Source organism: Kitasatospora sp. NPDC093806, from assembly GCF_040683335.1.
Classification (GTDB): Bacteria; Actinomycetota; Actinomycetes; order Streptomycetales; family Streptomycetaceae; genus Kitasatospora.
The window spans coordinates 34,834-45,451 of record NZ_JBFBDO010000020.1 but is presented as its reverse complement, the minus strand read 5'-3'; the positions used below and the strand labels follow the sequence as shown (position 1 = coordinate 45,451).

Here is a 10,618-nt window from a genome sequence, read left to right as displayed (position 1 = left end):
TTTTGTGGGGGGGGGGGGGGGGGGGCCCCCCCCCCGGCCCCCGCACCCCCGCGTGTTCAGGCGGCCAGGCCGAGGTTGAGGAGCTCTGCGGCGCGGCTGATGGAGCCCGGCATGAGGTGACGGTAGTACTTGAAGGTGATCTTGACGTCGCGGTGGCCCATCCACTCCGCGACGTCGGTGATCGGTATGCCGTTGCTCAGGCAGTTCGACGCGAAGAAGTGGCGCAGCCCGTAGAGGACCATGCCCTCGGGGACGTCGACCTGCCCGGATGCCTTGATCCGCTGCCACTGCCCGCTGATGATGTGGTGCGGCATGGCGAGCGTGATGTCCTTGGGGTTGCAGAGCAGGTAGCCGTCGACGGTCCCGTGGGTGTCCGCGTACCACTCGATGGCGTGCCTGGTGCGCGTCGGCAGCGGTACATCGCGGTACTCGTCCGCCTTGCGGTGCTTCAGGCGGGCGTAGTGCTTGGTGGCCTGGTTGACCTGCTCGCTGACGCGGTAGATGTCGTCGGCGACGATGTTGTTGGTGTTGACGGCGTAGGCCTCGCCGTTCCGCAGGCCGCAACCGCTCATGAGCTCCGCGACCAGGCGGAAGACGTCGTCGCCAGCGGTCCGGATCCCGTGCAGCTGGGAGAGGGACGGGATCACCGCGCGCTCCGCGTCGTACTGCGGGGGCTGCACGCCCTCCAGTGGGCTGTCCTCGTAGAGGCCGAGCCGGTGTGCATCCTGCAGGATCGCCTTCAGCCGGATGAAGGCGTTCTTCTGGGCGGCCAGGCCGATGCCGTTCCGCTCCATGTCCGTGATGAACGCTTCCACGACCTTGTGGTCGAAGGTGCCCATGCGGCGGCTGCCGAAGGCCGGGAGGAGGCGGTTCTTGAGGATGGAATCGATGTTCCGCAACGAGGTCGGGCTCTGGTGCCGCTGGCCCTTCAGCCATTCGGCGGTGTAGGCGGAGAACTGCATGCCACCGTACTTCTTGATGCGTTCGGCCTTGTGCTGGCTCATCGGGGAGTTCTTGCGGGCGTGGTAGACCTCGGCGAGCCGGGCTATCGCCAGATCCTGATTGGAGAAGCCCGACTCCTCGGTCTGCCGCCCCGATGCGTTGCGGTACCTGATCGTGTAATTGTGTGGGCACTTGCTCCAGCGGGACTCGGGGTGCTCGCACTCCTTGAAGAAGCTGCCCATGCCGCGAATGAGACGTGTGCTTGCCATGATGGCTGACCCCCGGAGCCTTGCTGACCTTTTGCTGACTCCGGATGGTGGATCATGCCCCTGAGCTGGGCAGAGACGTCGATCGCGTGATAACAAGCAGAACTACCCCCGCCTGCAAGCGGCCAAGAAGCTCTGGGACGAGCACGACGTCTTCCACCACGCCCAGTCCATCACCCTGCCGTCCTGACCGCGCATGCAGAGCCATGTCGACCATCCGGTGTCCGGTGTCCGGTGTTCGGAGCATTTCGCGGAGCCCGCGAACGCGCGCGGGTGTGGTCGGGTGCGGGGAGGCGCCGGTCATCGCTCGGGGGCGGCGAGCAGGTCGGTGCGCAGCCGGAGGGGGGCGGTGCCGAAGGCGATCCGGCGTAGCAGGGCGCTGTAGAGCGGGGTCCTGGACATCAGTGCCGCCATCCGCGGGCGCAGCGTCGAGGAGAACCGGCCGGTGGAGAGCATCATGCGGCTCTGGATCCGCTGGATCCTGGTGATCCGCTCCACCTCGGGCCGGCGCAACTCGGCGTAGCGGCTCAGCCGGGCCACGCCCGCGTCGCCGCTGCGGACAGCCTCGACCAGGACGGGGTGGGCCGCCACGGCGTCGCGGATGGCCAGGTTGATGCCCTGGGCGCCGATCGGGCTGTGGGTGTGGGCGGCGTCGCCGATCAGCAGCAGGCCGTCGCGCACCCACTGCTCGGCGCTGCCGGAGAAGACGTCCAGCAGGGAGAGGTCGGCGAAGCCGGTGATCTCGGCCCGGATGCGTTCGGCGTACTCCGGCGCCGCGCGGCAGAGTTGCTCGACGATGTGGCCGATGCCGCGGTCGGCCAGCGGGCGGAAGCCGCCGTGCGGGAGGGTCCAGCCGAGCTGGAGCGCGTCCGGCACCGAGCGGTAGCTCAGCACCGGGTTGCCGCCGGCCCGGAAGACCCGGACGTCGCACGGACGCCGGGTGTCCGGATGCGGCGGTGCGGTCAGCCGGAACCAGAGGACGTCCTGGCTGAACAGCTCCTGGCGCCGGTAGCCGATCCCGGCGAGGCCGCGGACCTTGGAGAACCGGCCGTCAGCGGCGACCACGCAGCGCGCCCGCACCACCTGCGCGGGCGTGCCGGCCGACCCGCCCGCGACGGCCCCGCGGACGGCGCCGTCCTCCTCGACCAGCGCGGTCGCCTTGGCGCCGGCCAACTGCCGGAACCCGTCGTACTGTTCGCAGGCGGCCAGCAGTTCGGTGAGCAGGTGCCGCTGCGGCAGGCTGAGCAGGCAGTTGTACGGCCCCGGCAGCCGGCGGTAGTCGCCGTCGATGAGGATCCGCCCGTGCTCCTCCAGCAGGAACCGGTCGTGCTCGACGGCGCCGCGCTCCCGCGCCGGTGCGAGGACGCCCAGTTCGTCCAGCAGTGCCTGGCCGCCGGGTTGGAGGATCTCGCCGCGGTACGTCCGGTCCAGCGAGCGGCTGCGTTCCAGCACGGTGACCCGGAGGCCGGAGCGGACCAGGAGCAGGGCGAGGGTCAGGCCGGCCGGCCCGCCGCCGACCACGCAGATGTCGGTGTCGATGTCCATGTGGCCGGACGCTAGGCGGTGCGCTTCGACGCCGGTTCGCGTCGCCTTTCCGTGACGGTGGCGCAGTGGCGGGCGGCGGGCACGCTGCCGGGCGCGCGGGGTGGACGGCGGCTCGAAGTCGCCGCGAACGCCTGCCAGGACGATCTGATCCGGCTCAAGTCCCTGACCCGCCCGAGTGTGCGGGCAGGGCGGACGGACCGGACAGGAGGGCATCGGGCATGTCGTCGGAGACGAGCAGGGAGACGAGCACGGAGACGAACGGGAGGTGCGGCGGTGGCAGTTGACATCGGACGGCGGCGCGTGGTGGTGACCGGGATCGGCGTGGTGGCCCCCGGCGAGGTGGGCACCAAGGCGTTCTGGGACCTCCTGACGGCGGGCCGGACCGCGACCCGGACGATCTCGACCTTCGACCCGGCACCGTTCCGGTCCCGGGTCGCCGCGGAGTGCGATTTCGATCCGAAGGCCCACGGGTTGACGCCGCGTCAGATGCGGAAGTGGGACCGTACCACGCAGTTCGCGGTGGTCGCGGCCCGCGAGGCGCTGGCCGACTCGGGGGTGTCGGAGGTCAACGACCCGGTACGGACCGGGGTGATGGCCGGCACGGCGTGCGGGATGACGATCAGCCTGGACCGCGAGTTCGCCGTGGTCAGCGACGGGGGCCGCAAGCACCTCGTCGAGGACACCCACGGCGTGCCCTACCTCTACGACTACTTTGTGCCGTCCTCCATGGCGACCGAACTGGCCTGGCTGGCGGAGGCCGAGGGTCCGGTGGGCGTGGTCTCGACCGGGTGCACCTCCGGGATCGACGTGATCGCGCACGCCTGCGACCTGATCCTCGACGACACGGCCGACGTGATGCTGGCCGGAGCCTCGGACGCGGCGATCTCCCCGATCACCGTGGCCTGCTTCGACGCGATCAAGGCGACCACCCCGCGCAACGACGAACCGGAGAGCGCCTCGCGCCCGTTCGACCTGACCCGCAACGGCTTCGCCCTCGGCGAAGGTGCGGCGATGTTCGTCCTGGAGGAGCGCGAGCACGCGCGCCGGCGCGGTGCGCACGTCTACGCCGAGGTCACCGGCTACGCCGGGCGCTGCAACTCCTACAGCATGACCGGGCTGCGGGTGGACGGGAACGAGATGGCGGAGGCGATCCGGGTCGCGCTCGACCGCAGCCGGATGAACCCCGAGGACATCGGCTACGTCAACGCGCACGGCTCGGCGACCAAGCAGAACGACCGGCACGAGACGGCCGCGTTCAAGAAGAGTCTCGGCGACCACGCCTACCGGGTGCCGGTCAGCTCGATCAAGTCGATGATCGGGCACTCGCTGGGCGCGGTGTGCGCGCTGGAGTTCGCCGCCAGTGCGCTGGCGATCGAGCATTCGGTGGTGCCGCCCACGGCCAATCTGCACGTGCCCGACCCCGAGTGCGATCTGGACTACGTGCCGTTGACGGCGCGGGAGCAGCGGGTGCCCACGGTGCTCAGCGTGGCCAGCGGCTTCGGCGGCTTCCAGAGCGCGATCGTGCTCGCCGAGCCGGAGTGGAGCAGGGCATGACCGACGTGGTGGTGACCGGGATCGGCGTGGTGGCGCCGAACGGCTGGGGTGCGGCGGAGTACTGGGAGGCCACGCTGGCCGGCCGATCCGGTCTCGGGCCGCTCACCCGCTTCGACTCCGCCGGGTACCGGGCGCACGTGGCCGGGGAGGTGAACTTCACGCCGGAGGACCACCTGCCGGGCCGGCTGCTGCCGCAGACCGACCACATGACCCGGCTGGCCCTGGTCGCGGCGCAGGAGGCGCTCGCCGACGCGGGGGCGGATCCGGCGGCGATGCCGGACTTCTCCGCCGGGGTGGTCACGGCCGCCTCGGCGGGTGGCTTCGAGTTCGGTCAGAAGGAACTGGCGGCGCTGTGGGGCAAGGGCCCGGCCTACGTCAGCGCCTACCAGTCCTTCGCCTGGTTCTACCCGGTCAACACCGGGCAGATCTCGATCCGGCACGGCATGCGCGGCCCCGGTTCGGCGCTGGTGGCCGAGCAGGCGGGAGGCCTGGACGCGCTCGCCAAGGCTCGCCGGCACGTCCGCGAGGGCACCGCGCTGATGCTGGCCGGCGCGGTGGACGGCTCGCTCTGCCCGTGGTCGTGGCTCTGTCTGACCCGCAGCGGCACGGTGAGCCCGCGCAGGGATCCGCAGCGGGCCTACCTGCCGTTCGACGCGGACGCCTCCGGCGGGGTGCCGGGCGAGGGCGGCGCGCTGCTCGTCCTGGAAACCCCGGAGCGGGCTGCCGAGCGTGGGCAGCACCGCCACTACGGGCGGATCGCGGGCTACGCGGCGACCTTCGACCCCCGGCCGGGCTCCGGCCGTCCGCCCGGTCTGCGGCGGGCGATCGAGACGGCGCTCGCCGACGCCGGGATCGGCCCGTCCGACATCGACGTGGTCTTCGCCGACGCCAGCGGGGTGGCCGACCGGGACCGGGCGGAGTCCGAGGTGCTGAGCGCGGTGTTCGGCCCGCGCGGGGTGCCGGTGACGGCCCCCAAGACGATGACCGGCCGACTGCTGGCCGGCGGCGCCCCGCTGGACGTCGCGGCGGCGCTGCTGGCCATGCGCGACGCGGTGATCCCGCCGTCCGTCCACGTCGGCAAGCCGGCCGACCCGGACCTCGACCTGGTCCGGGACCGGCCGCGGCCGGCCCGGCTGGACGCCGCGCTGGTCCTCGCCCGTGGGCACGGCGGCTTCAACAGCGCGCTCGTGCTGACCAGTTGATCAACCCGTACCCGTCCGAACCAACCGACGTGAGGAATCCCCATGGCAGAGTTCACCCTTGACGAGCTGGTCGCCGTGCTGAAGGAGGCCGCGGGCGTCGACGGTGGCGTCGACCTCGACGGCATCCTGGACGTGCCCTTCGCCGACCTGGGCTACGACTCGCTGGCCCTGTTCAACACCGTCAACACCATCGAGCGGGACCGTGGCATCGTGCTCCCGGACGAGACCGTGGTCGAGGCCACCACGCCGCGCCTGCTGCTGGAAGCGGTCAACCTCGGTCCCGCCAAGGCCGCCTGATCATGTGCGGAATCGTCGGGGTGGTCGACTACGAAACCCCGCCCGAGCACCGTCGGGAGTTGCTCCAGGCGATGACGGACACCATGGCCTGCCGGGGGCCGGACGCCGAGGGGCTCTGGTTCGGCCGGTCGGTCGGCCTCGGCCACCGGCGGCTGTCCGTCATCGACCCGGAGCACGGGCAGCAGCCGATGACCGCCCGCCACCGGGGCCGCGGCGCGGCGATCACGTTCAGTGGGGAGGTGTACAACTTCCGCGAGCTGCGCGCCGAACTCACCGCGCACGGACACGAGTTCCGGACCGCCTGCGACACCGAGGTGGTCCTGCGCGGCTACCTCCAGTGGGGCGCCGCGCTGGTCGAGCGGCTGAACGGGATGTACGCCTTCGCCGTCTGGGACGAGCAGGCCGAGGAAGTGCTGCTGGTCCGCGATCGCATGGGCGTCAAGCCGCTCTACTACTGGCCGACCACCGCCGGCGTGCGCTTCGGCTCGGAGCCCAAGGCGGTCCTGGCCGACCGCACGCTGCCTCGCCGGGTCGGTGCGGAGGGCCTGTGCGAGGTGCTGGACATGGTGAAGACGCCGGAGGCGGCCGTCTTCACGGGGCTGTCCGAGGTCCGCCCCGGCCAACTGGTACGGGTCGGGCGTGGCGGGGTGCGCCGGCAGACGTACTGGCGGCTGGAGGCCCGGGAACACGCCGACGACCTGCCGACGACCATCGGCACCGTCCGCGAGCTGCTCGCCGACACCGTCACCCGCCAGCTGGTCTCGGACGTGCCGCTCGGCACGCTGCTCTCCGGCGGGCTGGACTCCTCCGCGGTGACCGCGCTGGCCGCCCTCGGCGGGCCGGTGCGTTCCTTCTCGGTGGACTTCCGGGGCGCGGCCGACGGCTTCGCCTCCGACGCGGTCCGGCGGGAGGCGGACGCGCCGTACGTGCGCGAGCTCGCCCGGCACGTGGGCGCGGACCACCTGGAGGTGCTGCTGGACAGCCCCGGGCTGACCGATCCGGCGGTGCGCGCCGCCGTGCTGCGCGCCACCGACCTGCCGCCCGCGTACTGGGGCGACATGTGGCCCTCGCTGTACCTGTTCTTCCGCAGGGTGAGGGAACAGGTGACGGTGGCCCTGTCCGGCGAGGCCGCGGACGAACTGTTCGGTGGCTACCGTTGGTTCCGCAACCCGCTGGCCCTGCGCGCCGCCACCTTCCCGTGGCTCACCCCCGGTTCGGCGCGCTACTTCGGCGGCAGCTCGCTGTTCCATCCGGGCCTGCTGGACAAGCTCGACCCGGACGGCTACCGGGCCGCCCGGTACGCCGAGGCGATCGCCGAGGTCCCGGTGCTGCCGGGGGAGTCGGACACCGAGCGGCGAATGCGTGAGGTCGGCTACCTCAACCTGACCCGGTTCGTGCAGACGCTGCTCGACCGGAAGGACCGGATGAGCATGGCGGTCGGCCTGGAGGTGCGGGTGCCGTTCTGCGACCACCGGCTGGTCGAGTACGTCTTCAACGTGCCGTGGGCGATGAAGAGTTTCGACGGCAGGGAGAAGAGCCTGCTGCGCGCGGCGGTGGCCGATCTGCTGCCGCGCTCGGTGGTCGAACGGGTGAAGACCCCGTACCCGGCCACCCAGGACCCGGGCTACGAGGGTGTGCTGCGGGCCGAGCTCACGCGGGTGGTAGGCGATCCCGACGCCCCGGTGCTGCCGCTGCTGGACCTCGACCGGGCCCGCGCGGCGGCCGGCCGCCCGACCGGCGCGGTGAGCCGGCCCTACGACCGGGGCAGCCTGGAGCTGGTGCTGTGGCTCAACTCCTGGCTCGCCGAGTACGAGGTCACGCTGGATCTGTGACCTCGGCGGCGTCCGCGTCGCCGGTGGCCGACGGGGGCAGCCCCTCGGCCAGGACCGACCGAAGGCCACGCAGCAGCCGCTGCGTGGCCTTCAGGTCGTCCGGGTCCAGGCCGCCGGCGAGGTGCTCCATCCAGTGCCGTTCGGCGGGCTCGATCCGGGCGAGGGCGTCGGCCCCCGTGGCGGTCAGGGCGACCAGCGGGGCCCGCCGGTCGGCCGGGTCGGGGGAGGTGCTGACCAGGCCCTCCTCGACCAGCTTGACCACGGTCTGCTGGACGGCCTGCCGGCGCAGTCCGCGCTCGCGTGCGAGGCGGGCGACGCTCTGCGGTCCGTCGTGCAGCAGGCCGAGGACCTGCCAGCGCGCGGAGGTGAGCCCGAAGCGGGCGGACAGCGCGTCGCCCGCGCGCAGCAGGGCGCCGTTGACGGCGAACAGCTCAGTCGTGATGTCACTCAATGTCTCGGCCGTGGGGGAGAGGTCGGTCATGGGGGCAGCCTAACCGCAGTCCATCCGGGGTTTCGGCAAGAACTTGTCATTCTGCTCCGGCACCCACTACTGTCAATTCGACAAGACCTTGTCGATTCGGCGAGTCGCGTCGGACACACGCCGCCGACCGGACCACGGCCGGACGATCGGAACCGCTGGGAGAAACAGGAATGGCAAACGCCGCCTCGCAGACCGACGAGGCCGCCCCGGACCAGGCCGGCGGCCCGGCCGGCTTCACGCACCGCCAGATCATCACGGCGCTCTCCGGCCTGCTGCTGGCCGTGCTGCTCGCCGCGCTCGACCAGACCATCGTCTCCACCGCGCTGCGCACGATCGGCGACCAGCTGCACGGGCAGACCGTCCAGGCCTGGGTGATCACCGGCTACCTGGTCAGCTCCACGATCGCGATGCCGTTCTACGGCAAGCTGTCCGACATCTACGGCCGCAAGCCGCTCTACCTCGCGGCAATCGTGGTTTTCATCGTCGGCTCGGCGGCGTGTGCGCTGGCGAACTCGATGGAGGCGCTGGCCGTCGCCCGGGTGGTGCAGGGCTTCGGCGGTGCCGGGCTGATGTCGCTGCCCACGGCCGTCATCGCCGACCTCGCCCCGGTGCGCGAACGCGGCCGCTACTTCTCGTACCTGATGTCGGCCTGGGTCGCGGCCAGTGTGCTCGGCCCGGTGGTCGGCGGCCTGTTCGCGGGTGCCGGGGAGATCCTCGGCGTGACCGGCTGGCGCTGGGCGTTCCTGATCAACGTGCCGCTCGGCCTGGTGGCCCTGTTCAGCGTGCGCAAGGCGCTCAACCTGCCGCACCGGCGGGTGGACCACCCGATCGACTACCGGGGTGCGCTCACCCTGGCGCTCTGCCTGGTGCCGCTGCTGATCGTCGCCGAGGAGGGCCTCGGCTGGGGCTGGGCATCGGTACGTTCGCTGGCGCTGTTCGCGGTCTCGCTGGTCGGTCTGGTGCTGTTCGTGCTGGCCGAGCGGGCCCGCGGGCTGGAGGCGATGGTCCCGCTGCGGCTGTTCCGGCGCGGCGGGATCACCCTGGCCACCGCCGTCAACTTCACCATCGGGGTGGGCATCTTCGGTACGGTCTCCACGCTGCCGCTCTTCCTCCAACTGGTGCAGGGCCGCAGCGCCACCGTCGCCGGACTGGTGATCATCCCGGTGATGACCGGGGCGATCGTCTCGCAGATCGTCTGCGCGAAGATCATCAAGAAGCGGAACCGGTACAAGAAGCCCGCGATCGCCGGCCTCGGGTCGATGGCCGGCGCGTTGCTGGCGCTGTCCGCCGTCGGGGTGGACACCCCGCTGGCGGTGATCGTGCTGATCGCCGCGTGGCTGGGTCTGGGCATCGGGCTCTCGCAGACCGTCATCACCCTGGCCATCCAGAGCGCGGCGCCCAAGTCCGAGCTGGGCGTGGCCAACGCCGCCTCCGGCCTCTTCCGGCAGATGGGCGGCACGACCGGCGCCGCGGTGTTCATGTCGGTGCTGTTCGGCGTCGCAGCCGACCGGATCGGCGGGGCGGCGGACGGTGACGAGGCCGTCCGGCAGGCGCTCTCCGACCCGGACTCCACCGGTCGGCTGACCGCCTCGGCGGTCGACGCCTTCGCTGCGGGCTTCAGCACGATGTTCCTGGTCGGCGGCCTGATCCTGGCAGTGGGTTTCGTGCTCACCTTCCCGCTGCGGGAGCTGCGCGACGAGGAGTGAGCGCCGCACCTGCGTCCCCCTGATCCGTGTGCCCCCGGTCGCCCCCGTGCCGGGGGCACGCGCTTTCCGGCGGCGATCCGGCGGCGATCCGGCGGCGATCGGGCGGCGATCGGGCGGCCTTCCACGGCAGTTCGGCCCGACGGTGACCCGGCGGCGACTCGAAGGGGCCCCGCGAGCATGGGGGACACCGACCCGCCGAGAGTGGAGGACCGATGCCCCCCGTACCCCTGCCCCTGCCGCTGGACCTGCCCCCAGGCATGGTGGACGGCCCGACCTTCCTGTCCATCATGGGCGCACTGCCGACCGGGGTCACCGTCGTGACCACCCTGGGACCGGACGGCGAGCCGTACGGCGTGACCTGCTCCGCCGCGTGCAGCGTCTCCAAGACCCCGCCGCTGCTGCTGGTGTGCATCAACCGGGAGAGCCGGGTGCTGCGGGCCCTGCTGGAGCGCGGCGAGTTCGCCGTCAACGTGCTGCGCGGCGGCGGCGAGTCCACCTCCGCGCGGTTCGCCTCGCGGCAGGACGACCGCTTCCGGCACGTCCGGTGGGAGCCCGGCAGCGCCGGCGGGCTGCCGGTGATGCCGGCCGACGTGGTCGCGCACGCCGAGTGCCGGGTCGCCGCGGCCGTGGAGGCGGGCGACCACACCATCGTGATCGGCGCCGTGCTGGCCGGCGGCCCCCGGCCCGAGGTGTCCAGCCCGCTCATGTACTGGCGCCGCTCCTACGCCCGTTGGCCCGTCGAGGAGGATCCGAGGACCGCCGCCCTGACCCTGGCGGCCGAGGGCTGAGCGGG

At 72.1% G+C, this 10,618-nt stretch carries 9 protein-coding genes and 1 pseudogene; 7 read left to right on the top strand and 3 right to left on the bottom strand.

Annotation, left to right across the window (positions count from 1 at the left end):
• Positions 1-56: 56 nt before the first annotated feature.
• Positions 57-1,184 (bottom strand): tyrosine-type recombinase/integrase, encoded by a 1,128-nt coding sequence (locus AB0N76_RS13275; RefSeq protein ID WP_363556369.1) that lies wholly within the window; start codon positions 1,182-1,184, stop codon positions 57-59.
• A 133-nt stretch (positions 1,185-1,317) separates the two neighbouring features.
• On the opposite strand from AB0N76_RS13275, the pseudogene AB0N76_RS13270 reads away from it, so the two are divergent.
• A pseudogene (locus AB0N76_RS13270) lies at positions 1,318-1,398 on the top strand (BBE domain-containing protein); the annotation flags it as partial.
• 110 nt (positions 1,399-1,508) lie between these two features.
• On the opposite strand, the gene AB0N76_RS13265 reads toward AB0N76_RS13270, so the two are convergent.
• Complete coding sequence (locus AB0N76_RS13265) at positions 1,509-2,753, bottom strand: FAD-dependent oxidoreductase (RefSeq protein WP_363556367.1); 1,245 nt, start codon at positions 2,751-2,753, stop codon at positions 1,509-1,511.
• Between the two features lie 285 nt (positions 2,754-3,038).
• On the opposite strand from AB0N76_RS13265, the gene AB0N76_RS13260 reads away from it, so the two are divergent.
• Genes AB0N76_RS13260 through asnB form a run of 4 tightly spaced genes read left to right on the top strand, consistent with a single transcriptional unit; the run spans position 3,039 to position 7,638 of the window.
• Positions 3,039-4,307, top strand: a complete 1,269-nt coding sequence (locus AB0N76_RS13260; protein ID WP_363556453.1) for a beta-ketoacyl-[acyl-carrier-protein] synthase family protein — start codon at positions 3,039-3,041, stop codon at positions 4,305-4,307.
• The gene (locus AB0N76_RS13255) at positions 4,304-5,509 is read left to right on the top strand and encodes a ketosynthase chain-length factor (protein ID WP_363556365.1); all 1,206 of its coding nucleotides are present in this window, start codon (positions 4,304-4,306) and stop codon (positions 5,507-5,509) included. Before AB0N76_RS13260 ends, AB0N76_RS13255 begins: the two co-directional genes overlap by 4 nt.
• Before the next feature lie 42 nt (positions 5,510-5,551).
• Positions 5,552-5,806, top strand: a complete 255-nt coding sequence (locus AB0N76_RS13250; RefSeq protein WP_363556363.1) for an acyl carrier protein — start codon at positions 5,552-5,554, stop codon at positions 5,804-5,806.
• 2 nt (positions 5,807-5,808) lie between these two features.
• Entirely contained in the window at positions 5,809-7,638 is a 1,830-nt protein-coding gene (asnB, locus tag AB0N76_RS13245) for an asparagine synthase (glutamine-hydrolyzing) (RefSeq protein WP_363556361.1), read from the top strand.
• Here the strand turns inward: asnB and AB0N76_RS13240 are convergent.
• A complete protein-coding gene (locus AB0N76_RS13240) occupies positions 7,622-8,119 on the bottom strand; it encodes a MarR family winged helix-turn-helix transcriptional regulator (RefSeq protein WP_363556359.1) in 498 nt (165 codons plus the stop codon). The two genes, asnB and AB0N76_RS13240, sit on opposite strands and share 17 nt — an antisense overlap.
• A 170-nt stretch (positions 8,120-8,289) precedes the next feature.
• On the opposite strand from AB0N76_RS13240, the gene tcr3 reads away from it, so the two are divergent.
• Together tcr3 and ctcQ are read left to right on the top strand one after the other, a co-directional pair.
• Entirely contained in the window at positions 8,290-9,825 is a 1,536-nt protein-coding gene (gene tcr3, locus AB0N76_RS13235; protein ID WP_363556357.1) for a tetracycline efflux MFS transporter Tcr3, read from the top strand.
• Positions 9,826-10,037: 212 nt separating this feature from the next.
• On the top strand, positions 10,038-10,613 hold the full coding sequence (gene ctcQ / locus AB0N76_RS13230; RefSeq protein ID WP_363556355.1) for a flavin reductase CtcQ: 576 nt from the start codon (positions 10,038-10,040) through the stop codon (positions 10,611-10,613).
• Positions 10,614-10,618 lie beyond the last annotated feature (5 nt).

Coding starts and splice junctions, on each gene's coding strand:
- AB0N76_RS13275 (WP_363556369.1), bottom strand. CDS start 1,184: ATGGGCAGCTTCTTCAAGGAGTGCGAGCACCCCGAGTCCCGCTGGAGC.
- AB0N76_RS13265 (WP_363556367.1), bottom strand. CDS start 2,753: ATGGACATCGACACCGACATCTGCGTGGTCGGCGGCGGGCCGGCCGGC.
- AB0N76_RS13255 (WP_363556365.1), top strand. CDS start 4,304: ATGACCGACGTGGTGGTGACCGGGATCGGCGTGGTGGCGCCGAACGGC.
- AB0N76_RS13250 (WP_363556363.1), top strand. CDS start 5,552: ATGGCAGAGTTCACCCTTGACGAGCTGGTCGCCGTGCTGAAGGAGGCC.
- asnB (WP_363556361.1), top strand. CDS start 5,809: ATGTGCGGAATCGTCGGGGTGGTCGACTACGAAACCCCGCCCGAGCAC.
- AB0N76_RS13240 (WP_363556359.1), bottom strand. CDS start 8,119: ATGACCGACCTCTCCCCCACGGCCGAGACATTGAGTGACATCACGACT.
- tcr3 (WP_363556357.1), top strand. CDS start 8,290: ATGGCAAACGCCGCCTCGCAGACCGACGAGGCCGCCCCGGACCAGGCC.
- ctcQ (WP_363556355.1), top strand. CDS start 10,038: ATGCCCCCCGTACCCCTGCCCCTGCCGCTGGACCTGCCCCCAGGCATG.